The organism is Catenuloplanes niger (genome assembly GCF_031458255.1).
In the GTDB taxonomy this organism is placed as follows: domain Bacteria; phylum Actinomycetota; class Actinomycetes; order Mycobacteriales; family Micromonosporaceae; genus Catenuloplanes; species Catenuloplanes niger.
Map to the genome: position 1 here is coordinate 764,248 of NZ_JAVDYC010000001.1, position 24,818 is coordinate 789,065.

The 24,818-nt window shown below is 74.4% G+C and carries 20 protein-coding genes and 1 pseudogene; 9 read left to right on the plus strand and 12 right to left on the minus strand.

The features are described 5' to 3' along the window. Positions 1 to 15 precede the first annotated feature (15 nt). A complete protein-coding gene (locus J2S44_RS03370) occupies positions 16 to 1,083 on the plus strand; it encodes an FAD-dependent monooxygenase (RefSeq protein WP_310408929.1) in 1,068 nt (355 codons plus the stop codon). A gap of 5 nt (positions 1,084 to 1,088) precedes the next feature. Here J2S44_RS03370 and J2S44_RS03375 read toward each other — a convergent pair whose 3' ends face one another. After that, complete coding sequence (locus J2S44_RS03375) at positions 1,089 to 2,615, minus strand: hypothetical protein (RefSeq protein ID WP_310408931.1); 1,527 nt, start codon at positions 2,613 to 2,615, stop codon at positions 1,089 to 1,091. Positions 2,616 to 2,916: 301 nt separating this feature from the next. Here J2S44_RS03375 and J2S44_RS03380 point away from each other — a divergent pair, with 301 nt between their 5' ends. From J2S44_RS03380 to J2S44_RS03395, 4 genes are all read left to right on the plus strand, one after another. Next, the gene (locus tag J2S44_RS03380; protein ID WP_310408932.1) at positions 2,917 to 3,318 is read left to right on the plus strand and encodes a hypothetical protein; all 402 of its coding nucleotides are present in this window, start codon (positions 2,917 to 2,919) and stop codon (positions 3,316 to 3,318) included. A gap of 14 nt (positions 3,319 to 3,332) precedes the next feature. Continuing rightward, positions 3,333 to 4,310, plus strand: a complete 978-nt coding sequence (locus J2S44_RS03385; RefSeq protein WP_310408934.1) for an endo alpha-1,4 polygalactosaminidase — start codon at positions 3,333 to 3,335, stop codon at positions 4,308 to 4,310. An 88-nt stretch (positions 4,311 to 4,398) separates the two neighbouring features. After that, a complete protein-coding gene (locus J2S44_RS03390) occupies positions 4,399 to 4,932 on the plus strand; it encodes a SigE family RNA polymerase sigma factor (RefSeq protein ID WP_310408935.1) in 534 nt (177 codons plus the stop codon). Further along, positions 4,925 to 5,989 (plus strand): hypothetical protein, encoded by a 1,065-nt coding sequence (locus tag J2S44_RS03395; protein WP_310408936.1) that lies wholly within the window; start codon positions 4,925 to 4,927, stop codon positions 5,987 to 5,989. Before J2S44_RS03390 ends, J2S44_RS03395 begins: the two co-directional genes overlap by 8 nt. 41 nt (positions 5,990 to 6,030) lie before the next feature. Here J2S44_RS03395 and J2S44_RS03400 read toward each other — a convergent pair whose 3' ends face one another. Continuing rightward, positions 6,031 to 8,037, minus strand: a complete 2,007-nt coding sequence (locus J2S44_RS03400; RefSeq protein ID WP_310408938.1) for a BTAD domain-containing putative transcriptional regulator — start codon at positions 8,035 to 8,037, stop codon at positions 6,031 to 6,033. 249 nt (positions 8,038 to 8,286) lie between these two features. Between J2S44_RS03400 and J2S44_RS03405 the strand changes: the two genes are divergently transcribed. After that, complete coding sequence (locus tag J2S44_RS03405; protein WP_310408939.1) at positions 8,287 to 9,621, plus strand: glycoside hydrolase family 16 protein; 1,335 nt, start codon at positions 8,287 to 8,289, stop codon at positions 9,619 to 9,621. Here the strand turns inward: J2S44_RS03405 and J2S44_RS03410 are convergent. Together J2S44_RS03410 and J2S44_RS03415 are read right to left on the minus strand one after the other, a co-directional pair. Further along, positions 9,609 to 10,121, minus strand: coding sequence for a response regulator transcription factor (locus J2S44_RS03410; protein ID WP_310408941.1), 513 nt, complete (start codon positions 10,119 to 10,121; stop codon positions 9,609 to 9,611). The two genes, J2S44_RS03405 and J2S44_RS03410, sit on opposite strands and share 13 nt — an antisense overlap. A gap of 67 nt (positions 10,122 to 10,188) precedes the next feature. Next, positions 10,189 to 12,399, minus strand: coding sequence for a glycoside hydrolase family 65 protein (locus J2S44_RS03415; RefSeq protein ID WP_310408942.1), 2,211 nt, complete (start codon positions 12,397 to 12,399; stop codon positions 10,189 to 10,191). Between the two features lie 96 nt (positions 12,400 to 12,495). Between J2S44_RS03415 and J2S44_RS03420 the strand changes: the two genes are divergently transcribed. Continuing rightward, complete coding sequence (locus tag J2S44_RS03420; RefSeq protein ID WP_310408943.1) at positions 12,496 to 13,602, plus strand: hypothetical protein; 1,107 nt, start codon at positions 12,496 to 12,498, stop codon at positions 13,600 to 13,602. Positions 13,603 to 13,703: 101 nt separating this feature from the next. Here the strand turns inward: J2S44_RS03420 and J2S44_RS03425 are convergent, their stop codons facing one another. From J2S44_RS03425 to J2S44_RS03455, 7 genes and pseudogenes are all read right to left on the minus strand, one after another. Continuing rightward, positions 13,704 to 15,446 carry an ABC transporter ATP-binding protein gene (locus J2S44_RS03425; protein WP_310408945.1) on the minus strand — a complete coding sequence of 581 codons (1,743 nt, stop codon included), beginning with the start codon at positions 15,444 to 15,446 and terminating at the stop codon, positions 13,704 to 13,706. Continuing rightward, positions 15,443 to 17,092: an ABC transporter ATP-binding protein gene (locus J2S44_RS03430; RefSeq protein WP_310408946.1), complete on the minus strand. Its 1,650-nt coding sequence runs from the start codon at positions 17,090 to 17,092 to the stop codon at positions 15,443 to 15,445. Before J2S44_RS03430 ends, J2S44_RS03425 begins: the two co-directional genes overlap by 4 nt. Positions 17,093 to 17,133: 41 nt before the next feature. Beyond that, positions 17,134 to 18,048 (minus strand): alpha/beta fold hydrolase, encoded by a 915-nt coding sequence (locus J2S44_RS03435; RefSeq protein WP_310408947.1) that lies wholly within the window; start codon positions 18,046 to 18,048, stop codon positions 17,134 to 17,136. Beyond that, positions 18,045 to 18,944 (minus strand): SDR family NAD(P)-dependent oxidoreductase, encoded by a 900-nt coding sequence (locus tag J2S44_RS03440; protein ID WP_310429462.1) that lies wholly within the window; start codon positions 18,942 to 18,944, stop codon positions 18,045 to 18,047. Before J2S44_RS03440 ends, J2S44_RS03435 begins: the two co-directional genes overlap by 4 nt. After that, a pseudogene (locus tag J2S44_RS03445) lies at positions 18,936 to 20,348 on the minus strand (flavin-containing monooxygenase); the annotation flags it as partial. The gene J2S44_RS03440 and the pseudogene J2S44_RS03445, both read right to left, overlap by 9 nt. Next, the gene (locus J2S44_RS03450; RefSeq protein ID WP_310408949.1) at positions 20,345 to 20,623 is read right to left on the minus strand and encodes a DUF4873 domain-containing protein; all 279 of its coding nucleotides are present in this window, start codon (positions 20,621 to 20,623) and stop codon (positions 20,345 to 20,347) included. The pseudogene J2S44_RS03445 and the gene J2S44_RS03450, both read right to left, overlap by 4 nt. Beyond that, entirely contained in the window at positions 20,620 to 21,303 is a 684-nt protein-coding gene (locus tag J2S44_RS03455) for a TetR family transcriptional regulator (protein WP_310408950.1), read from the minus strand. The genes J2S44_RS03450 and J2S44_RS03455 overlap by 4 nt, the downstream gene beginning before the upstream one ends. A 49-nt stretch (positions 21,304 to 21,352) precedes the next feature. Between J2S44_RS03455 and J2S44_RS03460 the strand changes: the two genes are divergently transcribed. After that, positions 21,353 to 22,249 carry an AurF N-oxygenase family protein gene (locus J2S44_RS03460; protein WP_310408951.1) on the plus strand — a complete coding sequence of 299 codons (897 nt, stop codon included), beginning with the start codon at positions 21,353 to 21,355 and terminating at the stop codon, positions 22,247 to 22,249. A 265-nt stretch (positions 22,250 to 22,514) separates the two neighbouring features. After that, positions 22,515 to 23,165 (plus strand): hypothetical protein, encoded by a 651-nt coding sequence (locus J2S44_RS03465; RefSeq protein ID WP_310408952.1) that lies wholly within the window; start codon positions 22,515 to 22,517, stop codon positions 23,163 to 23,165. Positions 23,166 to 23,175: 10 nt separating this feature from the next. Here the strand turns inward: J2S44_RS03465 and J2S44_RS03470 are convergent, their stop codons facing one another. Next, a complete protein-coding gene (locus J2S44_RS03470; RefSeq protein ID WP_310408953.1) occupies positions 23,176 to 24,756 on the minus strand; it encodes a discoidin domain-containing protein in 1,581 nt (526 codons plus the stop codon). Positions 24,757 to 24,818: the final 62 nt, after the last annotated feature.

A 24,818-nucleotide genomic window follows, 5' to 3' on the forward strand; every position in this document is an offset into this window, starting at 1 on the left:
CCTAAGCTGGCCCGCATGGAGCGGACCCAGGCACTGATCATCGGTGGCGGCGTCGCCGGCGCCGCCACCGCGCTCGCGCTGCACCGGGCCGGCATCGCGTCCGCGGTCTTCGAGGCGCACCGGTCCGGTGGCGACGACGCCGGCGCGTTCCTCACCGTGATGGCGAACGGCATGGCCGCGCTCGACTCGATCGGCGCGGCGCAGGCCGTGATCGAGGCGTCCCACCCGGCGCGGGCCGTGGCCCTGTTCGACGCGGCCGGCCGCCGCCTCGGGGAACGCCCGATCGAGGGGCCGGCCCGCACGATGCGCCGCGCCGCGCTCTACCGCGTGCTGCAGGAACAGGTGGCGGCGCACGGCATCCCGATCCACCACGGCCGGCGGCTGACCGGCGCGACCGCGGGCCTCGACGCTCGTGCCACCGACGGCGGCACGGCCGCGGGGGTCCGGGCCGGTTTCGAGGACGGCGGCGCGGCCGAGGGCACGTTCCTGGTCGGCGCGGACGGCATCCACTCCCGCGTCCGCGGCCTGATCGACCCGGACGCGCCGCGCCCGCGCTTCACCGGCCGGCACGTGGTCTACGGCTATGCCGACGGCAACCCCGGCGACGTGCCGCCGGACACGTACCACATGATCAGCGGCGGTCGGGCGTCCTTCGGCTGCACCGCGCCCGGCGACGGCCGCACCTGGTGGTTCGCCCGGATCCCCGGTGCGCCCGGCGGCGGTGGCGCCACCCCGGCCGGGTGGCGGGAACTGGCACTGGCCGCGTTCCGTGACGACGCCACGCCGGCGGCCGCGATCATCGCGGCGACCGGCGCCGAGGTGGTCGGCGGCGACTCCTACGACATCCCGACCACACCCCGCTGGCACGACGGCCGGATGGTGCTGACCGGCGACGCGGCCCACGCGGCCTCGCCGGCGGCGGCCCAGGGCGCGTCGATGGCGCTCGCGGACGCGGTCGCGCTGGCCGCCGCGCTCACCGCGCACGGCGACGACCTCCCGGCCGCGTTCGCCGCCTACGAGCTGCGGCGCCGCGCCGAGACCGAGGAGACCGTCGCCGCCAGCGCCCGCCTGAACGCGCGCTGAGCGGATCAGCTGGTCTTGGTCACCACGACGGAGCTGACCGGCGTCTTGTTGAGCCGGTCGATCGGGGTGGTGACCCCGGCGCCCCACGTGCCCTCCTCGGTCGCCTTCCGCTTGTGGTCGGCCAGGAACGTGTAGTCGGCCTGGGACAGCCGGTCGACGCGCACGGTCCACTTCTCACCGATGCCCTCGCCGTCCTTGGGGCCGAGCGTGACCGTGTAGTCCTCCGCGACACCGTTCTTGATCGTGATCGGGCCGTCGAGGAAGCACCACTCCTTGACGCAGACGGTCAGCGCGAGCTTCGTGCCGGTGGCGGCCGCGTCCGCGCCGGAGACCGCGAACGAGACCGTGAAGTCGCGGGAGACGCCGGCGCCGTTCCTCGGCGAGACGATCTGGGTGGTGGTGGCCGGCGGGTTGGCCGGCGCGGCCGTCGTCGCCGCCGGTGCCGGCGGGGGTGGCGCGGCCGTGGTGCCGGCCGGGGCAGGCGAGGCGGAGGGCGCCGGCGACGGCAGCGCGCCGAGCGCGGCGTCACCGGTGCCGGAGGTCCCCGCCGTGGTGGCCGGCTCGCCCGTCGGGCCGGCCACCGGCGTCGCCGGATCGGCACCGGGCCGGACCAGCACGACAACCAGCATGAGCACGGCGAAGACGGTGGCGGCCGCGGCGATCACCCAGGGCGTACGGTGCGGCTTCCGCCCCTCGCCCGGCGCCCCGAACGGCGACGACGACACCGGCGTGCCGGAGACCGGCACCCCGAACATCGGCGATCCCGACACCGGCGGCCCGTAGCCGGGCCCACCGGAGACGGGCTGACCCGGCACACCGGACACCGGCTGGCCGTAGCCCGCCGCACCCGACACCGGCTGGCCGTAGCCCGCCGCACCCGACACCGGCTGGCCATAGCCCGCCGCACCCGATACCGGCTGACCCGGCACGCCGGACACCGGCTGGCCGTAGCCGGGGACGCCGGAGACGGCCCGGCCCGGCACGCCGGAGACCGGCTGCCCGTAACCCGGCCCGGCGACCGGCGTCGCGAACGGCGCCGGCGGGGCCGTGGGCGTCTCCGCCGGAACCGGCGACATCCGGGTGGTCGGGAAACCGTCCTCGGTCGCGGCCGGGGTGCCCGCCGCCACGTAGTCGCGGGCGTGCGTCACCGCCGGGTGCCCGTCGCCGAGCGCGGCCGGGCCGTGCTCCGCGACCAGCGCGAAGTTCTTCTTCGCCACCAGCCGGTTGGCCAGCTCGTCCGCGACCACGGCCAGGTCGTACGCCAACAGCACCATCACCGGGTCGACCGGCTGGATCCGCTGCTGACCGGCCGCGTACGCCTCCTCCAGCAGCCGGCGCGCGCCGGTGTGGTCGCCGGCCTGCGCGTACAGCCCCGCGAGCTGGCGCATGGTGGTAAGCAGCTCCGGGTCACCCGTGGCGAGCCCGGGCCGGCCCCGGTCGACGACGTTCTCCAGCAGGGCCCGGGCCGCGGCCGGGTCCCCGCCGTCCGCGATCCGCTGGGCCTGCTGCCGGGCTTCAGAATACGAGTGCACCCGGACATGGTTCCTGATCGCCGCAACGGCCCGCCACCCCGGTCCGGCGGTTCGCGCCCAGGTCACGCTCCACCCGGACGCGCCGCGAACCGCGGCCGTCCCGGCGCGGGGACCGCCGTGGCCCGCGCCCGGCCGGCCGTGGACCGCTCACCGGGCGACCCCGGCGCCGCCGATCGCGTATCGTCCCAGCTCATGATTGCCGTGCGCCCCTGGCACCTGCTCCTGCTGCTGCTCTGCCTGGGCGGAACCGCCGCCCTCGCCGCCGCGGCGGTCGCGCTGAGCCGCCGGAGGTAGCCGCGGGGTGGTGATCGCCGACGCCGGCGAGTTCGCCACGGGCAGCCGCGTCGAGGTGCAGCGGGCCGGCGAGGTCGCGTACCGGCCGCACCGGTGGTATGCCGTCGACGCCGCGCTCCTCACGCCGTTCTGCGGCGCGTTGCCGGCCGCCCCGATCCCGAGGGCGCTCCATGCCCGGGCGGTGCGGTGGGGGCGCCGGCACCGCGGTGCCGCGCGGCCGGAAACGGTGAGCGGGGTGCCACCGGCCGGCTCGACACGCAAAGTCACCACAAAACTACCCAAAAAATTCTCGAATCCGTGGCAGCAGCGGCGCCGGGTGACCGCGTTCAGGGGGTGGAGAACAACCGGCGAGGCCCGAGGAGAACAACACCGATGGCATCCAAGCGCAGGCGGATCACAGTGGGAGTGACGGTCACCGCGACCGTGGCAGTGCTCCTCGGGGTCGGCATCGGCACCGCGAACGCGGGCACCCGCCCCTGGTGGGACCGCTGGAAGCCGCGGCCCAAGCCGGTCGCGACCGCGCCCGCGACGCCGACGCCCACGCCGTCCGCCGCGGCCACCACGACCGCGCCCGCGCCGAGCGTGTCGCCGTCGCGGAGCACGCCCGGCACGACGCCGTCCGCGTCGAAGCCGGCCGGCACGCCGGCGGCCGCCCCGACGACCGGCGCACCCACCGGCACCTGGACGCCGCCGCCGGCGAACGCGGGCTTCGACTACCAGATCGGCGGGGTCTACCCGCCGCCGGCCGGCGTGACCGTGGTCAGCCGGGACAGTGAGGCCAGCCCGGCCGCGGGCATCTACAACATCTGCTACATCAACGCGTTCCAGGTGCAGCCCGGCGCGCAGTCGTGGTGGGAGAAGAACCACAACGACCTGCTGCTGCGCGACAAGGGCGGCAACCTCGTGATCGACGAGGACTGGGACGAGGCGATGCTCGACTTCTCCACCGCGGCCAAGCGCACCGCGCTGACCAAGGTCGCGGCCGAGTGGATCGACCGGTGCAAGGCGAAGGGCTTCCAGGCCATCGAGCCGGACAACCTCGACTCGTACACGCGGTCCAACGGCCTGCTGACCCAGGCGCAGGCGGTGGAGTACGCGGCGGCGCTGTCCGCCTACGCACACGGCAAGGGCCTGGCCGTCGGGCAGAAGAACCTGGCCGAGCTGTCCACCGCGAACGCGCGGAAGGCCGGTTTCGACTTCGCGGTCGCGGAGGAGTGCGGGGCCTGGAACGAGTGCGACCGCTACACCGCCACGTACGGTAACAACGTCGTCGTGATCGAATACACTCAGAGCGGCTTCACGAAGGCGTGCAACGGGTTCGGCAGCAAGCTCTCCATCGTCCTGCGCGACGTCGACGTGACGGCCCCAGGGTCTCGTTCGTACGTATTCAAGGGTTGCTGAGCTGGTTTCCCTATTCCGCTACGCCCTCGAGATCTCCGGTGCCCCTCGCGGGCCCGGAGATCTCCGGCGTCGAGGCGAACAGGCCACGATGACCACCAACGAGTCGACGACGGCCGTCACCGGCCGTGCGGAGGACTTCGACGACTTCGTGCACGGCCGCGGGCGGGCACTGCTGCGGTTCGCGTACGTGTTGTCCGGTGACGCGCACCTCGCGGAGGACCTGGTCCAGGAGGTGCTGGCGCGCATGCACCGGCGCTGGCCCAAGGTCACCGCGATGGACAGCCCGGAGGCGTACGTGCGTACCGCGATCGTGCGCCAGTTCGTCTCCTGGCGGCGGCGCTTCTCCGCCCGGGAGGCGATCCTCGCGGACGTGCCGGAGCCGGCCGGCTTCGACGAACCGCAGGCGCGGGTGGCCGCCCGCGACCAGATGTGGCAGCTGATGGCCGGGCTGCCGCGCTCCCAGCGCGCGGTGCTGGTGCTGCGCTTCTACGAGGACCTGCCGGACGACGAGATCGCCGCGCTGCTGGGCTGCGGGCAGTCCACGGTCCGGTCCCAGGCGGCCCGCGCGCTGGCCAAGATGCGGACCATGTTGAGTGAGAGAGGAGTGGGCGGCGATGGATGAACTGGACCGGTTGCTGGCGGAGACGATGCACGACGCGGCCGGCCGCGCCCCCTCCGACGACAACCTGCTGCGCGGCGTGCACGCGCGCTCCCGGGTGATCCGCCGGCGCCGCACGATCACCACCGGCGTGTCCGCGGTGGTGGCCGTGGTCGCGGTCGGCGTGCCGGTCGTGGCCGTGCTGGCCGTCCGCCCGGAGCCGGTGGTGCCGCCGGCCGCCACCGCACCGGCCGTGCCGCCCTCCCCCACCGCCGCGGCCACCACGTCCCCGTCGCCGTCGGCCGCGCCGCCGTCGAGCAGCCCGCCGTCGTCGGTCGCGCCGCCGCCGGAGAGCGAGGCGCCGGCCGCCACCGCGGTGACGCTGACCGAGGGGTGGACCGCGCCGGTGTTCCCGTACGCGCTGCCGGCCGCGGACGACCGGCGCGCGCCGGTGGCCACGATGAGCGGCGGCGACCTGATCGGGTTCTTCGAGACCACCGACCCGGAGCGGGAGGCGGACATCACGGTCACGGTGTCCGGTGCGCGGCCGTCGTTCGGCACGCCCGGCACGGAGACCACGCGGCAGGTGCGCGGCCGGGCCGGCACGCTGCGGACCGTCGACGTGCAGCCGGCCCGGCAGCTCACGCTCTACTGGCAGGAGTCGCCGAACCGGTGGGTCACGCTGACCACCGACGACACGTACACGCCGGACGAGGTGGTCGAGTGGGCCGGCGCGCTGGTCGAGGCGTCGATCGAGGTGCAGCCGCCGTTCCGGCTCGGCCTGTCCCCGGCCGGCCTGACCACCACGACGGTCACCAAGTCTCGGATGATCTTCACGGGTCCCGGTGACGTCAGCCTGATCCTGCGGAAGCGGCAGCAGCTGACCGGCGCCGACCGGACCGTCAACGGGTACGCCGCGGCGCTGACCCGGGACGACGCAGGGGCCCGGCTCACCGTCGACGTGCGCGACTGGGACGCCACGCTGGAGATCACCGTCACCGGCGACCTCACCGTCTCCGACGCGGACCTGCTCCGCCTCGGCACCGGCGTGCAGCTGCTGACCCGCTCCGACCCGGAGTAGCGAGCCTTTCCCCAGGGGGGTCCCGCCCGTCCGCTGACGCCTCAGCGGACGGGCGGGAACTGACCGTAGTCCTGCACGATGCCGGACGTCAGCGTCATCAGCTCGGGCGACTCGCGTTGCAGGTCCGGGTCCTTGAAACTGAACGCGAACAGCCCGTCCGCGACCAGCCGGGCCAGCACGTCCGGCGGGAACGTGCGGTGCAGGTCGTCCCGGTAGACCGCGAGCGAGTCCTCGTGCGGGCCGTAGTGGGAGACCATCACCGGGCCGTGCTCGCCGAGCACGCCGACCATCTGCGCGATGTGCTCCGCGTTGCCGTCCTCGGTGAACGCGCCGAAGCTCTGGAAGTCGGACGCGCGCATGACCTCCACGAAGTACTGGAACATCGACCGACCCGCGCCGTTCTCCGGGTCGTCGTGCGAGGCGTTCCAGCCGTCCCAGTTCAGCGCGATCCGCAGGTTCGGCGCGGCGGCCCGCATCACGCGCATCAGCTCGGTGTACCGCTCCTTCAGCGCCAGGTAGTAGTTCGTGGTCGCCGGATCGTCGAGATAGCCGTTGTCCGCGCACGTGAGGTGCTGCAGGCCGGAGAACATCGACACGTAGAGCGGCGGGCCGTCCGCCGGGCCCGCGAACGCCGCCGCCAGCCGCCGCATGTCCGGCACGAACTCGTCGGACAGCGGGTAGGGCTGGCCGCACGCGTGCCCGAACCGGGTGTCCACCGACTCGCCGTCCTCCCAGGTCCCGACGATCACGTGCATCGCGAGCCCGGACGCGTACGTCTGCGGGATCACGTCCGCCCGCCAGCCCTCGAAGCGGTCCAGGTCGCCCTGCTTGTGGTACCACGTGGTGACCATGCCGACACCGGACTGCATCAGCGGTGACTTGCGGGCCCGCACCGGGTCCGGCCCGAGCCCGAAGAGGATCTTCGGCGCGGCCGCCGCGCCGCCCGCGACGCCACCGGTCTGCGGGAGACCGCGGCCGGCCACCGTGGCCGAGCCGCCGGCCAGCACCAGCACCCCGGCCACCACCAGCGCGAGCAGCGCGGCCGGCACCCGCCGGCCGTCCGTCCCCGCCGGCCGCCGGCGGGGCGCGGCCGGGACCGGCGACGGCACGGCCGGCGCACCCGGACCGGGCACGCGCGACACCGGCGCGCCCGAACCGGAACCGTTGGACGCCGGCACGCCCGGACCGGAAGGCCGGGACCCGGACGGGCCGGCGGCGTGCGGTGCCGGCGCCGGGTGGGCCCGCACCGGGGCGTCCGCCACCGCGACCGCGGACCGCGGGCCGGACGCCGGGACCGGCCGGTCGGCCGTCTCGGCGAGCAGGGCACGGTACGCCTCGCGCAGCCGGCTGCCCGGTTCCGCACCGAACGTGTCGAGCAGCAGCACGCGCGCCGCCTCGTAGCTGGCCAGCGCGTCCACCTGCCAGCCGGCCGCCCGCTGCGCGACGACCAGCCGCTCCCAGGCCGGCTCGCGCAGCCGGTCCTCGGTGAGCATGGCGCGGGCCAGCGCGATCGCCTCGGCCGGCTCGCCGGTTGCGATCAGCGCGTCGGCCAGCGCGTACCGCGCGGTCCAGCGCAGCTCGTCCAGGTGCCGGACGGTGACCGTGTCGAGCGCGTCCTCCTCCGGGTCGCCGCGCCACAGCGCCAGCGCGCGCTGCTCCAGCAGCGCGGCCTCGGCCGGGTCACCCCGGCCGAGCGCGGCCACGCCGGCCTCGGCCAGCGCGGTGAACACGTCCGCGTCCAGCTCACCGTCCGCGACCGTGAGCCGGTAGGCGCCACCACGGCCGGCCAGGCGCGCCTCCCCGTCCGTACCCGGTGGAAGGATCTTGCGCAGTTGGTGGATGTAGGTCTTGATGCTGCCGCTGATCGAGCTGGGATAGTCGGTGCGCTCCCAGAGCGCCGCGGCCAGCGTGTCGTTGTCGACCCAGCGGTTGCGCCCGCGCAGCAGCGCGGCGAGCAGCGTGCGGCGGCGGCCCGGCGGCAGCGGCACGACGGTTCCGTCCGTGCCGGTCACGGCGAGCGGGCCCAGCACGGCGAACAACGGCTCCACGGGATGAGGCAACACACACTCCTGGAAATCGATATCGACCGTCACAGCCTAGGACAAGAGGTGCCGCCTGCGTCACCCGTCCGTACGCGTTCTGAACTGCGGTTTCACCATTTGCTCACCGCGACCTGACCGGAGCGCGGGCACAGTGGACGGCCCGCGGGTGTCCCCTGTTCCCGGGTCATGACGCCCGGCCGCGTGCGTCCCTAGCGTGACCTGCGCCGAGCTTCACAGCTAACAGAGGGAGGGATCATGCGGACTTATCTGGCGGCCGCGGCCGCCGGGCTCGTGGTGATCACCGGAACCGGGATCACCGTCGCCCAGGCGGCACCCGCGGCCGACGGCGGCGTGCGCACCGGGTCGCTGATCAACACGTGCGCGAATCCGGTCGTCGACCGGGACATCACCGGCTGGGGCCGGCACGGCACCGGCGCGACCGGCTCGCGGGTCGCGGTCGGCGCGCACGTCGCGGCCGACCACGCCTACCGGCAGCCGTCCACGAACGGCGTCAACCCGGAGATGTACCTGCCGCAGAAGGACGTCACCGAGGCCGAGCGGTGGCTGTTCGCGATGGACACCTGGGTCAGCGGCACCACCGCGGCCGTGACCGCGCGGATGCAGGTGGACTGGTACGGCGCGGGGAGCGTCTACCTCGGGCACTCGAACGGCACCGAGGTCGGCGTCGAACCGAACGCGGCGGAGACATGGACGCGGGTCGCCGGCGAGTTCACCGCGCCGGGCGGCGCCACCCGGGCGAACGTGACCGCGCGGCTGACCGGGCCGGCCGGCATGACCTGGTCCGCGACCGCCTGCGACTACCAGCCGATATCGCTGCCCGGACCGGACCCGACCACGCCGCCCCCGACCACGCCGCCGCCCACCGGCGCGGACACCGCGGCGCAGCGGTTCAACTGGGGCACCGCGCTACCCGCGTCCGACGAGTTCAACTACGGCAGCACGGCCGCGCCCGCGAAGCCGGACGCGACGAAGTGGACGCTGGCCGGCAGCGAGGCGAGCGGCTGCTGGGAGGGGCACAACGGCAACGGCCGCCGCTGCGAGGAGAACAGCCGCGTGCTCGGCGGCATCATGCGGATGACCGGCGAGGCCGGCGGCGACACCGGGCTACTGGGCAGCACGTTCGCCCAGAAGTACGGCCGGTGGGAGGTGCGGGCCCGTTCGCAGGCCACGTCCGCGAACAACGGCAAGCAGTACCACCCGGTGCTGCTGCTCTGGCCGGACAACGAGCAGTGGCCGGCCGGCGCGGAGTACGACTACCTGGAGAACGGCGCACCCGGTGAGCAGTGCGCGGAGGCGTTCATGCACTACCCGAACCACCAGCCCAAGGTGCAGGAGCACGCGCAGAAGTGCACCGTGGACCTGACCCAGTGGCACAACTTCGGGTTCGAGTGGACGCCGCAGCACGTCAAGGGCTTCATCGACGGTCAGCAGTGGTTCGTGTTCAGCGCGGACTGCATCCAGTGCGCGCCGGGCCCGATGTTCCAGACGATCCAGCTGGACAACTTCCACGGCACCGGCCTGCAGACCGCGATCTTCGAGGTGGACTGGGCGCGGGTCTACTCGCTGTGAGACCGGTGGCCGGCGAGCCCCTCCGTGGTGTAGAGCCCGTCGGCCACCGCCCGCACCAGCAGGTCCGCCTTCGTCGGCAGGTGGTGGCCCAGCTCCGCGTACTTCTGCCGGATCCGTTTGATGTACATCTCCACGGTGTGCGGGGAGATGCCCATCCGGCGGGCCACCGACGCCTTGGTCAGCGAACCGAGCCACCAGCACAGCGCCGCGTGCTCGCGCGCGGACAGCTGCGGAACGGTCCTGGGAGCCGTGCCCCGCCCGTGTGGCACGGCCTCCAGGATCTCGGCGATCAGCTCGCGCCGGTCCCGGTCCACGGTGAACACCACGACCGGGCGGTGGTGCAGGCCGAGAACGCGCGCGCCGGAGTCGCACACCAGCACGTCGGCGTCGTCGGCCTCGGCCACCACCAGCCGCGGATCCTGCCGCAGCCAGGACCGCACACCCTCGGCAACCACCGGCCGCATGCCGGCGACCCCGACGCGGATCGTCACCACATCCATGACAACCATCGTGGGTACGCCGGTGAGCGCCCGGTCAGAATCGAGTGAATCCGGGTGAATCCGCCGGTCAGCGCGGCGCCGGCGGCCGGGGTGACGGCGGCGCGGGCCGGTCCTCGACCGGCGCCAGGGGGAACGTGGCGGTGTCCCCGTCCGCGACCGTCACCTCCGTACCCTCGTGGTCGAACGTCACGGCGTCGCCGCGCGCGGTGTAGGTGACCTCACCCGGCGTGACGGTCACGGTCAGCCGCGCCCGCCGCCAGCGGACCCGGAAGCGCAGCCGGGACAGGCCCGGAGCCAGCCGGGGCGCGAAGGACAGCCGCCCGCCGCAGTCGCGCAGCCCGCCGAAGCCCATCACCAGCGCCATCCACGCGCCCGCGCACGCGGCGATGTGCAGGCCGTCGCCGCCGGACTCGCCGTCGCCGCGCAGATCGAGGAGCGCGGCCTCGGCCAGGTACGCGTGGGCCAGCGACAGGTACCCGGTCTCGGCCGCGAGCACGGCCTGGACCGGCGCGGAGAGCGAGGAGTCCCGTACCGTGCGGGCCTCGTAGTAGTCGAAGTTCCGCCGCTTCTGCTCCGGCGTGAACACGTCACCGCGCATCAGCATCGCCAGCACCAGGTCCGCCTGCTTGACCACCTGACGGCGGTAGAGGTTGAGGTACGGGTGGTGCAGCATCAGCGGGAACCGGTCGCCGGGGAAGTTCCACTCCTCCAGGCGGGTGAACCCGGCCGACTGGTCGTGCACGTCGTGCCGCTCGTCGTACGGGATCGCGATCCGGTCCGCGATCTCCAGCGAGTGCTCGTCGAGCGCGGCCGCGCGCAGGTTCTGCTGCGCCATCAGGTTCGTGTAGACGTTGTCGTCCATCAGCGCGCTGTACTCGTCCGGCCCGGTCACGCCCACGATGTGCGCGACGCCGTCCGCGTCCAGGTGCGACACGCTCACCCACAGCCGCGCGGTCTCGTCGATCAGCTCCCGGCCGGCCTCGCGCATGAACGTCTCGTCGCCGGTGGCCGCGTGGTAGCGCAGCACCGCACCGGCGATGTCCGCGTTGACGTGCAGGCCCGCGGTGCCGGCCGGCCAGTAGCCGGAGCACTCCGGGCCGGAGATCGTCCGCCAGGCGAACGCGGCGCCGGACAGACCCAGCTCACGGGCCCGGTCCCGGGCGTGGCCGAGCGTGTGGTGCCGCCAGCGGAGCGCGCGCTCGGCGTACTCCGGGTGGGTGTAGGTGAGCACCGGGAGCACGTAGATCTCGGTGTCCCAGAGCGTGTGGCCGTCGTACCCGTTGCCGGTCAGGCCCTTGGCCGGGACCGGGCCGGGCACGGACAGCGCGCCGGCCTGCAGCACGTGGAACAGCCCGAACCGGACCGCCTGCTGCACCTCCGGGTCACCGTCGATCTCCACGTCCGCGTCCGCCCAGAACGCCTCCAGGTGCCGGCACTGCTCGTCGGCGAGCACGTCGAACCCGGCCTCGGCGGCCGCGTCCCGCTCCTGCAGCGCGGCCGCGCGCACGTCCTCGTCGCCACCCCACCGGTACGCCACTATCTTGTCGAAGCGCAGCTCACCGTGGCCCTCGGCGGTCCACCGCAGCAGGTCGGGCTCCGACGTGGCGGTTCCGTCCGCGCCGACGTGCGTGGCCGCGACCGCCACCGTGATCTTCGAGCGGCGGGTGTGGTGCACCAGCGCGTCCCGGTCGTGCGACACCGACTCGAACGGCCGCGGGATGATCTCGCTGGCCCGCGGATCGTCCCGCTGCTCCGGCGGCTCCTCGTTGACCCGCAGGTCCGACTCGGCCCGCAGCGGCGCGTCGGCGCGCGCCACGTACCGGATCGCCGCGATCGACGGCCGGGTGAACGAGACCAGCCGCTCGGTGCGCAGGCTCAGGCGCACGCCGTTCGGCGAGACCCACTCGACCTCCCGGACCAGCGTGCCGCGCCGCAGGTCGAGCACCCGCTCGTGCCGGGTGACGGTGCCGGTCCGCACGTCGAAGCGCTCACCGCCGACGGTCAGCGTGATCGGTTTGGCGTTCGGCGCGTCCACGATCGTCTCGGTGCGCTTCGGGAACGCGTACCCCTCCTCGGGGTAGCTGAGGTCCCGCTCCTCGAACAGCGAGTTCAGGTAGGTGCCCGGCATGCCGCAGATCTCCGGCTCGTCCAGGTTGCCACGCAAGCCGATGTGGCCGTTGGCCAGCGCGAACACGGATTCCCGCTGGCGCAGCCGGTCGTCGTCCGGCACGCCGGTCTCGCGTACCGCCCACGGCTCCGCCGCCCCGATCTCAGACATCCGCACCCTCTCGACGCTCCGGTATGCATTGTCCTTACCCAGCGCACCACGGTTGGCACGAGTGATCTCCGCGACCGGTCGTTACCCTTGATCACCATGAGCGCACCCGATGATCGCCCGGCTCCGCGCGTCCGGCGGTACGCGCCGGACGCACCGGCCGCGCCGGTCGCGCCGCGGGAGCGGTCGCCGTCCCGCCGGAGGCCCTCGGCCGTGCCGGAGACGTCGGCCGTGCCGCAGCCGTCGGCCGTGCCGCAGACGCCGCCGGCCCGCCGGGTGCCGCCCGTCGTCGGCGCGCTGCGGCTGACCGCGTCGATCGCCGGGATCGTGGCCGGCGGCGTGGCCGCGTTCCGCCTCGGCCCGCTCGCGGACGCGTTCGAGCCGTTCGCGTCGATCCGGGACGCGCTGCGCGACGACGGATACCTGGTCGTCATGGTCAGCACAATCTGGGTGCTGGCCGGCGCGCTGCTGCAGACGCCGGTCGCGGTGCTGCGGCGGGCGCCGCTCGCGCCCGGCCTGCTCGGCCTGGCGGCGGTGCTCGGATATCACCTGCTCATCGCGCTGCTGGCGGTCCCGGTCGCCACCTACTGGCCGGACTGGGATCCCGAGTACGCCGGCGACGACCCCGCCGCCTCGTACCCCGCGTTCCTCGCGCTCGTGCTCTTCGGGTTCTCGCTGCTCGCCGTGACGGGTGCGACGTTCGTGTCACCCGCGCCGGAGAAGGACCCGGACGCCGTTCACCGGGGCCGCCCGCGGTCGACGGGGGCCGAGGCGCCCGGGCTCGGCCCGCGACTCGGCATGGTCGCGGCGCTGAGCTGGCTGTGCGGCCTCCTCTTCGTACCCGCGATGGTCTTCTACGTCGTCACCGGCGCGGGCGTGCCGTTCGTGCCGGCGGCGCAGACCTGGATCGTGGCCTGCGGCATCGTCCTGGCCACGCCGGTCGCCCTGATCGCGCTGGCCGTCGTGGCCGGCGGCCGGTTCCGCGGCTGGACGGCCGCCGCCTCGATGACGAGACACGGCTACGGCCCCGCCTTCCTGCTCACCACGGCCGCCGTGCTCCTGGGCGGCGCCACGGCCCTGAGCCAGCTCGGCCGCGTCCTCCCCAGGGGCATGGTCACCGGCCTCACGCTCGCCGCCGCACTGATCTTCGGCCTGACCGTCTGGCGCCTCCTCGTGCGCCGGACCCGCCGCGCCGCCCGCCGGTAGTCACGCCGCCGGCGGGCGCACACCGCGCACCACGGCGAGCGGCGGTGCCGGGCGAGGCTGCTGAAGATCCACGCCGGTGGCCCCCGCCCGCGACGGCGTGGTCAGGAGGACACGCTGGATTCGTCGCCGTGCCACGAACGCCAGAGGTCGGCGTAGGGGCCGCCGGCGGCCAGCAGGGCGTCGTGCGGGCCGATCTCGATGATCCGGCCGGCGTGCATGACCGCGACCCGGTCCGCGTCGTGTGCGGTCTGCAGGCGGTGGGCGATCGCGATGACCGTGCGCTCGTGCAGGACGGCGGCGAGCGCGCGTTCGGCCGTGCGGGCCGCGGTCGGGTCGAGCAGCGCGGTGGCCTCGTCCAGGATGACGGTGTGCGGGTCGGCCAGCAGCACCCGGGCCAGCGCGAGCTGCTGGGCCTGGGCGCCGTCGAGCGGCGCCGCGCCGAGGTCACGGTCGAGGTCGTCGGCCCAGTCCGCGCCGACCGTACGCAGCGCGCGGTGCAGCTCCGCGTCCGGCGCGGCGCTCATCAGGTTGGCGCGCAGCGTGTCCCGGAAGACGTGGTGCTCCTGGGTGACCAGCACGACCTGGCGGCGCAGCAGGTCCGGTGGCAGGTCCGCGATCGGCACGCCACCGGCCAGCACGGAGCCGGCGGTGGGCCGGTCGACGCCGGCGAGGAGGCGGCCGAGCGTGGACTTCCCGGCGCCGGACAGGCCGACCACGGCGAGGCGCTCCCCCGGCCGTACCGTCAGGTCGACGTCGTGCAGCACGTCGGGGCCGGTGCCGTAGGCGTAGCGGACGCCGATCACCTCGATCCGGTCGCCGTCCGGCGTCGCGGCGGTCACCGCGGGCGGCGCCGGGATGGTGGCCACGCCCTCGATCCGGGCGAACGCGGCGCCGCTGCTCTGCACCTGCTCCACGTAGATCAGGACGGTGTCCAGCGGATTGACCAGCTGTCGCAGGTAGAGCACGGCGGCGGCGACCGTGCCGAGCGTGACCTGGCCGGCCCCGTAGAGCACGCCGCCGAGCAGCAGGACCAGCACCGCGGGTACGGCGTAGATGCTCTCCGCGGCCGGGAAGAACACGCTGCGCAACGCCAGTGACCGCAGCCGGGTGCGGCGGGTCTCCGCGATCGCGGCCTGTCCCGCGTCGAGCCGGCGCCGGTGCAGGCCGAGTGCCTCGACGGTGCGCGCGCCGGCCGTGGTCGCGGACAGCTCCTCGGCCAGCCGCGAGTTGGCCCGGCCCTCGGCGAGGTAGACGTCGCGGGCGCGGCGCAGGTAGTAGCGGGTGACGAACCAGATGCCGGACAGGCCGAGGACGCCGCTGACGCCGAGCACCGGGTCGAGGACGACCACGGCGGCGACCAGGAAGATCATCTGCACCAGGCTCAGGAAGACGCCGGGCAGCACGTCGCGCAGCGTGGTGGCGACCACGTCGACGTCGGTGGTGCCGCGGGCGACCAGGTCGCCGGTGGGCACGCGTTCGGCGACGGACGCGGGCAGCGCGAGCACCCGGCGCAGGAACGTCTCCCGGATCCGGGCCGCCGTGCGCTCGCCGAAGCGGTAGGCGGCGCCCAGCGCGTACCGGTTGAGCAGGGTCTGTGCGACGGCGCAGCCGACGACCGCGAGCGCGAGCCGGTCGACGTCACGGACGCCGCCGCCGGCCGCGACCGTGTCGATCACCCGGCCGAGCAGGTAGGGCGCGCCCAGTCCGGCGAGCGCGGCCAGCGAACTCAGCGCCAGCATCACCGCGACGGTACGGCGGTCCGCGCCGACCAGGCGGGCGGCGGCCCGGGCCACCTGCCGCTGATCCGCGATCATGCGATCCTCCCGGGCGCCGGGGACGGTCATGAGTCCTCCCCGAAGGCCCGGGTGACGAGGGCGCGGTAGCCGGCCGACTCGGCCAGCAGCTCGCGATGCGTGCCGGTCGCCGCCACCCGGCCGTCGACCAGGTAGAACACCGTGTCGGCGCGGTCCAGCAGGACCGGTGAGGTGGTCGCGACGACCGTGCCGCGACCGGCGCGGGCCGTGCTCAGCCGCTCCGCGATCGCGGCCTCGGTGTGCGCGTCCACCGCGGAGGTCGGCTCGACGGCCAGCAGCATCTCCGGGTCGGCGTGCACCGCACGGGCCAGCCGGACCCGCTGGCGCTGCCCGCCGGAGAGATTCCGGCCACCCCAGTCGACCGGCCGGCTCAGGTCGTCGCCGACGTCGTGCGCGACCGCGGTGTCCAGCGCGGCCCGCACGTCACCGTCGTGCCGCCCGGCGACCACCTCGCCCAGCGACCCGGCGAAGAGCGCGGCGTCGTTGTCCGCGACCAGGATCCGCCGCCGGACCTCGTCGCGGTCCACCGTGGACAGCGGCGTGCCGTTCCAGGTGGCCGCGGACGGCGCGTACCGGCCGAGCCGGTCGATGATCTCGCGCGCGTCCGCGGGCCGGGACCCGGCGAGCGCGGTCAGCCGACCGGGGGCGGCGGTCACCCCGGACTCCGGGTCGTGCAGCGCGGCCGGGCGGTCCGGGCCGGGCACCCCGGCCGGGTCCTCCACCGGTACACCGAGGAACGTCACCACGCGGCGGGCCGCGACCACGCCGTGCGCCAGGTCCCGGCCGCAGAGGATCAGCACGTCGACCGGGATGACCAGCATCGCCGTGTAGCCGTAGACCGCGACCAACTGGCCCGGCGTCAGGTCACCGGCGACGGCGAGCCGGGCGGCCAGCCAGATGACCACCGCGAGGAAGACGATCGGCAGGCCACCGCCGAGCGCGCCGATCCAGCTGGACGGCCGGCCCACCCGGTAGCCCTGCTCGCGGAGCAGCGCGGACTCCCGCTCGTACCGTCGCTGGTGGCTGTCCTTGCCGCCGAGCCCGTTGAGGATCCGCAGGCCGCCGACGATGTCGGTGAGCCGGGTGTTCAGCGCGCCCTGCCGTTCGCGGTAGCGGCCGCCGGCGTCGCGGGTGCGGGCCAGCAGCGGCACGATCAGCAGTGCCAGCACCGGCACGCCGACCAGCACCACCGCGGCGAGCAGCGGCGAGATGTCCCGGAGCAGCAGCGCGACCGCGAGACAGGCCACACCGGAGGCGACGCCGACACCGGCGACGTTCAGCGCGCGGCCGATCGTCCACACGTCGGAGATGCCGATCGTGACCACCTCGCCCGCGGTGATCCGGCGGGGCAGCGCGGCACCGAGCCGGGTCGCGTGCCGCAGCACCAGGTCCGCGGTCTCCAGCGCCGCGGCCAGCCGCATCTTGGTCATGGTGCGGTGCCGCATGATGCCGAGCCCGGCGCTGAGCACGCCGACGGCCAGCAGGATCACGGCCCAGGCGGCCAGCGCGGACGGCCGGCGTGGTGCGAGGCCACGGTCGATCGCCTGCGCGATCAGCCACGGCGTGGCGGCCAGGCTCAGGAACCACGCCGACCCGAAGAACGCGCCGAGCGCGACGCGCCGTTTCAGACGCCGGGTCAGCCACCACAGGTATCGCCACGGTCCGCGCGTGTCCATTCACGCATCTTTCCGTACCCGTTCCGCCCCGGTCTTCCGGTTTATCCGGCCGCGCGCTCGCCGGCCGGGCCCGCGGCCTCGCCCCGCTCGCCGGGCGGGCCCGTGACCTGCCGGTGTTCCTCGGCCGGGGGCGCGAGGTGTGCGCGGGCCAGCGTGGCGAACTCGGCCGGGCGTTCCAGCTGGGGCATGTGGCCGGTGCGCGGGAACAGGTGCCAGCGGGCGTGCGGCAGGGCCGCGCGGGCGGCCGCCAGGTGCGCGGCCGGCAGGATCAGGTCCCGTTCACCCCAGACGATCAAGGTCGGTCTCGGGGTACGGGACACCCGCGCCAGCAGCTCCGACCGCCACGGCCCGGCGATACCCCGGAAGCCGCCCAGTTCCCGTGCGATCTCCAGGTAGACCGCGGCGAAGTCGGGCTGCCGGGCGAGCCGGATCGCGGTGGCGACGCGTTCCTCGGTGACCAGCGACCGGTCCGCGAAGATCGACGCCTCCGCGCGCCGGGCGATCCGCGGGCGGACCCGGCCGAGCAGCGGCCGGCCCAGACCGGGCACCGCCAGCAGCCGCATCGCGAACGTGACCTCCCGGCCGAAGCCGGCGCTGTTGACCAGCGTCAGCGTGCGTACCCGGGCGGGGTCCCCGGTCAGCATCCGCATCGACACGGCCCCGCCCAGCGAGTTGCCGATCAGGTGGACCGGCCGGGTCTCGCCGAGCGCGTCCAGCGTCGCCCAGACGCCGCCGGCCAGCGATGCCAGCGTGACCGGCTCGCGCAGTCGCCGGGACAGCCCGAAGCCGGGCAGGTCCACGCTGATCACCCGGTACGCGTCGTCGAGCAGCGGATGCTGCGGCGACCAGTCCTCCAGGCTGCGGCCGATGCCGTGCAGCAGCACGACCGGCGGCGCGTCCGGCGCACCGGTCGCGTGGTAGCGGATCCGGCTGCCGCGCACGTCGATCCAGCTCATCGGGGTGCTCCCGCGGCCGCCCGCCGGCCGTACGCCGCGGCGGCCGAGGTGATCGCGTGCATGAGGCGCGCGTGGCCGTTCGGCAGCAGCCGGGCCAGCAGGTCCGGCACGGCCGCGTCCGCGCCGATCAGCAGCCGGGCCCGGCGCCGGGCGACCGCGTCCAGGATCCGGGCGGCGGCCCGTTCCGGCGGGTGGCGCAGCAGCGCGGCGAACAGTCGCCGGTTCGGCTCCACCTCCGCCGCCGGCACGTCGGCGCCGGTCAGCGCGCGCGCCGCGATGCCGGTCCGCACGCCGCCGGGGTGCACCGTGGTCACGCCGACGCCGCGGTCCGCCAGTTCGCTGTGCAGCACCTGGCTGAGCCCGCGCAGCGCGAACTTGCTGGCCGTGTACGCGCTGTGCCCGGCCGGGGCGATCAGCCCGAACAGGCTGGACACGTTGACCAGGTGGCCGCCCGGCTCCGCGGTGAGCGCGGGCAGCAGCGCGTGGGTGAGCAGCATCGGCGCGCGGAAGTTCACGTTCATCACGGTCTCGAACTGTTCCACGGTGACCTGGTCGAACCGGCCGCCGAGCGCGACGCCGGCGTTGTTGACCAGCAGCCCGATCGCCGGGTGCGCGGCCAGCACCTCGGCCGCGACGCGCCGCACCTCGTCCCGGTCCGCGAGGTCGGCGACGATCGCCGCCACGGTCAGGCCGGGGCGGGCGGCGCGGAGGCGGGCGGCCAGCGCGGCGAGCCGGGCGGCGTCCACGTCGACCAGTACCAGGTGGCTGCCGCGCGCGGCGAGGCCGTGCGCGAGGTGCGCGCCGATGCCGCCGGCCGCGCCGGTGACCACGGCGGTGCGGCCGGCGAACCGGTAGTGCCGAAGGCGGGTCATCGGTCGTCTCCCTTCGAAACGCATGTCCGCGGTGACGTCGGCGTACGGCAGCGTGAGCCGGTCGCGCAGGTAGTCCTGCCGGACCAGCCACGGGTCGCGGTCGCCCTGCCGGGGGAAGAGGTCGAGCGAGCGCCGTACGTACCCGGAGCTGAGGTCGAGCAGCGGGCGGCCGCGGACACCGGGTTCGGCGGGCGTGGCCGTGCGCAGGCCGTGCCGGTCCAGGTGGCGGAGCAGCCGGCACACGTACCGGTGGCACAGGTCGGCGCGCAGCGTCCAGGACGCGTTGACGTAGCCGATGCAGTACGCCAGGTTCGGCACGCCGCTGAGCATCAGTCCGCGGTACGCGGCCCGCTCCCCGATCGTCACGGGCGTGCCGTCGACGCGCAGCCGCACGCCGCCGAGCGGCCGCAGGCGCAGCCCGGTCGCGGACACCACGACGTCCGCCTGGATCACCCGGCCGTCGCGCAGCCGGACACCGTCCGGCACCAGCCGGTCGACGTGCCCGGTCCGCACGGAGACCCGCCCGGCCCGGATCTCCCGGTAGAGGTCGCCGCCGGGGATCACGCAGAGCCGCTGGTCCCACGGCTGGTAGGCGGGCGTGAAGTGCGCGTCGACGGCGGCGGGGTCGCGCAGGTAGGCGAGCGCGGCCCGGCGCAGCGCGGCCCGGACCAGGTGGGGGTGCCGCCGGGAGACCCGGTAGAGGCCCTGGGTCAGCGCGGCCCAGGTGGTGCGGATGACCGCGTCGGCGGCGCGGGCGGGCAGCAGCCGCCGGACCGGCCGGCCGATCGGGTCCCGGCGGGGCAGCGGGATCAGGTACCCGGGTGACCGCTGCACCATGGTGACGTGCGCGGCGTCGCGGGCCATGGCCGGCACCAGCGTCACCGCGGTCGCGCCGCTGCCGATCACCACCACTCGCTTGCCGGCGTGGTCCAGGTCCGCCGGCCAGAACTGCGGGTGCACCAGCCGCCCGCCGAAGTCGCCGCCGAAGTCGGGCCGGTGCCCGGCGTCGTAGTCGTAGTAGCCCGCGCAGGCATAGAGGAAACCGCAGGTCAGCTCCGTGCCGTCGGCCAGCCGGACGGTCCACCGCGCGTCCGGGGAGGACCAGTCCGCCGCGACCACGCGCGCACCGAACCGGATGTGCGGGGTGATGCCGCCCTCGTCCGCCAGGTCCTGGACGTAGGCGCGGATCCGGTCGCCGGACACCAGCGCCTCCGGGCCGCGCCACGGCCGGAACGGATAGCTGAACGTGACCATGTCGGAGTCGGACCGCACGCCCGGGTACCGGAACAGGTCCCAGGTGCCGCCGATCGCGTCCCGCGCCTCGAGGATCGCGTACGTCCGGTGCGGCAGCGCCGCCCGCAGCCGCCAGGCCGCGCCGATGCCGGAGAGCCCGGCGCCGATGATCAGCACGTCGTAGTGGCCGGTCACGACGCCACCCGCCAGGGCGGCCGGCCGGTGCCGGTGAGCCGCACGGCGCCCCACGGGTCCGGCTCGCTCAGCCGGACCGGCACCGCCGGCGCTCCGGGGAGGACCAGCCGGGCCTCGCCGAGCCGCGCGCGCAGTGCGGTGTGCGGTGCGGTCCGGCCGGCCCAGCGGAACCGGCCCTCGACCGGCTCGAACCGGGCCGACAACCGGATCTCCACCGGGTACGCGGTGCCGCCCGCCTGCACCACGGCCGGCCCGCGGTACTCCTCGTCGGTCATGTCCGCTCTCCCTCTCCTCGCACCGCGGCCAGTCCGCCCGGGACGTCGGCGGCCTGCCGGATCCCGGCGACGCCGCCCCAGAGGAACGTGGTCAGGTAGTCGGCCAGCGCCTCCCGGCTGATCGGCTGTCGCTGGCGCAGCCACCAGTCGCCGGCCGCCTGGACGTAACCGACGACGCCGTACGACCAGGGCAGCGCGGCGCCGGAGTCGAGGCCGAGCGCGCGCAGCCGGTCGCCGAAGATGCGGGCGAGCCCGCTGGCGACCGTGTCGACCACGTCGGCGACCACGTCACGGCGCCGGGTTATCTCCGGTTGGTGCACCACGAACCGGTAGAGGTGCGGGTCGGCCGCGATGTGCGCCAGATACGCGTCGATCGCCGCGTTGATCGCGGCCCGTTCCTCGCGGACCGCCGCGACCGCCGGGACGATCGCGGCCAGCACCAGTTCGGCCGCGCGCTGCCCGACCGCGAGCCACAGCTCGGACTTGTCCGCGAAGTACCGGTAGAGCACTGGTTTGCTCACCCCGGCGTGCGTCGCGATCGCGTCCATCCCCACCTCCGGCCCGAGTGCCCGGATCGCCGCGATCGCGGCCTCGGTCAGCTCGGATCGTCGCTGCTCACGGTGGCCGGCCCAGCGTCCGCGCCGGCCGTCGGTATTGACCGGTGTCTCATCAACGGGCATGGTACTAGAAGTAACCGTTACCTCACGTAACGTCAAGAGGGGGTACGCCATGACGCCGGATCGCGAGCGCACCGCCGCGCGGTTGCTGCGCTCCTCGGCCGCGCACTCGTACGACCCGGAGGTGGAGATCGACTGGGCGGCGCCGGCCGCGCCGGGCCTGTTCTACGTGCCGCCGCACCGGTCCAGCCTCTACGGCACGCCGTTCTGGGAGCGGCTCGACGACGCACAGCGGATCACGCTCACCCGGCACGAGGCGGCCAGCATCGCCGGGCTCGGCATCTGGTTCGAGACGATCCTGATGCAGCTGCTGGTCCGCGCGTACCACCGCCAGGACCCGACCACCGGCCACGCGCAGTACGCGCTGACCGAGATCGCGGACGAGTGCCGGCACTCGATCATGTTCGGCAAGATGATCGAGAAGCTGGGCACGCCGGTCTACCGGCCCACGGGCGTGAACGCGGCGCTCGGCGCGTGGATCGGCGCGACCGGCACCGGGCCGCGGATGTTCGCCGCCATCCTGATCTGCGAGGAGATCCTCGACGCGCTGCAACGCGAGGCGATGGCGGACGAGCGGGTGCAGCCACTGGTCCGCGCGGTGTCCCGGATCCACGTGGTCGAGGAGGCCCGGCACGTCCGCTACGCCCGGGAGGAGCTGGCCCGGCAGGTCCGCGCGGCCGGCCGCCACCGGCTCGCGTTCGACCGCCTGGTGATCGGGCGTGCCGCCCACCTGTGCGGCACCCACCTGATCCATCCGGACGTCTACCGCGCGGTCGGCCTCGACCCGGCCGTCGGCCGCCGCGCCGCCCGGGCCAATCCGCGGTTCCGCGAGACGATCCGGTGGGCGGGCGAGCGGGTGGTGTCCTATCTCGACGATCTCGATCTGATCTCCGGCCCGGGCCTGCCGTTCTGGCGCCGCTCCGGGTTGCTGCCCACCTGCGGGAGATAAAGCGGCTCCGCGGCGATCTCACGCCGTCGCGCAGCCGGCGGAGCCGGACCGGCCGGCGTGGGCGGGTGATCGAGCCGGTGCTGCGGGAGTCCCTCGCCCGGCCGCTGCCCGACGACGAGGCGCCCCGAGCCACTGGACGCCTGGCGGCCGCGGAACCGGTAGCCGGTGACCGTTCGTGGACAGCCCGCCGCCCCGGGAAAACCCGTAGGAAGACTACATGTCATTCCGGATGTCATCGGCTCGGCGCACGGCCACGATGGGCGGCGTGGGACATCGAAGAAGCTGGCGCCAGCTGACCGTCTGGCTGCACGTACTGAGCTCGGCCGGGTGGATGGCGCAGGCGATGGCGCTGTGCGTCATGCTGACCACCGGGCTGGTGACCGACGATCCGGCCGTGCGCACGGCGGCCACCACCATGTCGCTGGCCACGGACGGGCGGCTGCTCGGGCCGATGGCCGACGTCTCCGCGTTCACCGGGATCATGCTGGCGGCCGCGACGCCGTGGGGCTTCTTCCGGCACTGGTGGGTCCTGGTCAAGTTCGCCGTCACGATCGTCCAGCTCTACGCCGGCATCTTCCTGCTCTCGCCGCAGCTGCAGGCGTCGGCCGCCACCGGGCCGGTGCCGGTGCAGGTGGTGGCGACCGCGCTGATGGCCTCGGCGATCGCGTTCCAGGCCTGGCTGTCGATCGCGAAGCCGTGGGGCCCGGTCGGCCGCCGGCGGCGCGGGGGCACCGGCCCGGCCTGGGTCTTCGTCGCCGCCGTGCTGGGCGGGGCCCTCGATCTCGGCCTCGGCCTGGTCCTCGGTCACCCGATGCCGCTGCTGTCGATCGTCCTGATCGTGGTGGTCCTGGCGCGCCGCCGCACGTGGTCCGCACCGGCGGCGGGATCCCGCACCGCCGCCGGTGAGCCTGGGTGACCGGTGCTGATCAGTTCGCGTACGCCTCGAGCTCGTTGACGCGGACGTGGAGTTGCTGGTGTGCCGGGCCGCTGCGGCCGAGGATCCGGACCAGCCGCGTGTTGCGGAGCGAGAACGTGGACGTGACCTGCAGCGCGGTGTTGCCGCGTACCTCCGCGACGGTCAGGTAGTTCAGGCCGTTCCACACCTGCACGTCGTAGTCCCGGATCGGGTATCCCTGGCTGGTGTGCACGACCACCCGCCGGATCGTCCGCTCCACCCCGAAGTCGGCCTGCACCCACTGCGGGTTGCTCGGCGGGTAGACGGTGGCCGCGTTCGACCAGCTGTAGGCGCCGCCGAGCCGGGTGTCCCGGTTGCAGTCGGTGACCCGGGACGGCGCGTAGCCCTCGTACGGGTACGTGGAGGAGGCGGACGCGAGCGCGCCGCAGGCGACGTTCTGCTCATCGCCGCTGCCGCCCTCGCCGCCCTGGCTGCACACCTCGAACGCCACCCGGGACGTGTCGTACGTCAGGTAGGTCGACTCGGCGAAGTAGACGACGGCCGTGCCGGCCTCGTCGTCCCGCTCCTGCTTGGAGATGGTGGTGCTGATCGACCCGCCGCCCTGCAACGGCGTGCTGATCGTGCCGCTGATCGTCTCGCCGCCGTCGACCTCGTACCACGTGTACGCCATCACGGTGCCGTAGACGGCCTGGTCCCAGGTGGTGACGAACGTTTCGGTGTCCTGCCAGTTCTTGACGTGCTTCTTCTTCACCTTGGCGAAGTAGTGGTTGCGCAGCACGAACCCGGTGCTGGTGATGATGACCAGGCGCATCTCCCGCTTGCCCTCGAAGAGCTCGCCGAAGTTGTCGTTCGTGACCTTCCAGCGCCGCAGGTACTCGGCACCCTTCGGGTTGCGCAGGCCGGTCGGGTTGCAGACCGCGTTCGCGCCCATCCCGGCGCCGGCGGCCGGAGCCTCCGGGCCGGACCTGGCGGCCGGCGCGTCCGGGAGCGCGTGCTCGATCCCGCCGCCGAGCGTGATCCGCTCGTTGACGGACAGCACCCACACCTCGTTGGTCTCCGCGTACGCCTCGTTCACGGTGACCTGGGAGACGTTGCCGTACTGGTCGACGCGGTGACCGACGGCGGCGGTGGCGGTCTCGGCGGCCGGGGCGACGGTCACGGTCACGGCCGAGCCGGCGTAGACGCCCTCGCCCCAGTTCGGGATGTAGATCTGCGGCGCGTAGTCGTACCCGAGCACGTTCTGGAAGCTCGCGACCGCGGACTTGAGCTGGTACCAGCCCGGCGCGTTCGGGTCGGCGACGCCGGCCTCCTCCGCCTCCTGGATGACGGTCGTCCACAGCGCGTTGGTGTCGCCGTCGAACTGCCGGGCGACGGCGTTGCGGACCAGCACCCGCATCTGGGTGTCGATCGCCACCTCGATCGCCGGGTTGAGCACGCCCAGCATCCGGTTGTGGAGCTCTCGGTCGATGAGCGGGACGGGCGGCACCGAGGTGGGCGGGGCGGTGGCCGCGTGTGCGGGCAGCACCGGGAACGCGGCCACCAGGGCCACGCCGAGCAGGGCGACGAGCGCCCCGCGATTGACGGTACGCACAGGTTCCCCTTCCGGGAATGACGAGGGACGCCAGAGATGATGGCGATCCGGGCGCCCGCGCA

Excerpts from the sequence above, each read along its gene's own strand:
- J2S44_RS03370 (WP_310408929.1), top strand. The coding sequence starts at position 16 with ATGGAGCGGACCCAGGCACTGATCATCGGTGGCGGCGTCGCCGGCGCC.
- J2S44_RS03390 (WP_310408935.1), top strand. The coding sequence starts at position 4,399 with ATGACCACCAACGAGTCGACGACGGCCGTCACCGGCCGTGCGGAGGAC.
- J2S44_RS03395 (WP_310408936.1), top strand. The coding sequence starts at position 4,925 with ATGGATGAACTGGACCGGTTGCTGGCGGAGACGATGCACGACGCGGCC.
- J2S44_RS03405 (WP_310408939.1), top strand. The coding sequence starts at position 8,287 with ATGCGGACTTATCTGGCGGCCGCGGCCGCCGGGCTCGTGGTGATCACC.
- J2S44_RS03410 (WP_310408941.1), bottom strand. The coding sequence starts at position 10,121 with ATGGATGTGGTGACGATCCGCGTCGGGGTCGCCGGCATGCGGCCGGTG.
- J2S44_RS03415 (WP_310408942.1), bottom strand. The coding sequence starts at position 12,399 with ATGTCTGAGATCGGGGCGGCGGAGCCGTGGGCGGTACGCGAGACCGGC.
- J2S44_RS03420 (WP_310408943.1), top strand. The coding sequence starts at position 12,496 with ATGAGCGCACCCGATGATCGCCCGGCTCCGCGCGTCCGGCGGTACGCG.
- J2S44_RS03425 (WP_310408945.1), bottom strand. The coding sequence starts at position 15,446 with ATGACCGTCCCCGGCGCCCGGGAGGATCGCATGATCGCGGATCAGCGG.
- J2S44_RS03430 (WP_310408946.1), bottom strand. The coding sequence starts at position 17,092 with ATGGACACGCGCGGACCGTGGCGATACCTGTGGTGGCTGACCCGGCGT.
- J2S44_RS03435 (WP_310408947.1), bottom strand. The coding sequence starts at position 18,048 with ATGAGCTGGATCGACGTGCGCGGCAGCCGGATCCGCTACCACGCGACC.
- J2S44_RS03440 (WP_310429462.1), bottom strand. The coding sequence starts at position 18,944 with ATGCGTTTCGAAGGGAGACGACCGATGACCCGCCTTCGGCACTACCGG.
- J2S44_RS03450 (WP_310408949.1), bottom strand. The coding sequence starts at position 20,623 with ATGACCGACGAGGAGTACCGCGGGCCGGCCGTGGTGCAGGCGGGCGGC.
- J2S44_RS03455 (WP_310408950.1), bottom strand. The coding sequence starts at position 21,303 with ATGCCCGTTGATGAGACACCGGTCAATACCGACGGCCGGCGCGGACGC.
- J2S44_RS03460 (WP_310408951.1), top strand. The coding sequence starts at position 21,353 with ATGACGCCGGATCGCGAGCGCACCGCCGCGCGGTTGCTGCGCTCCTCG.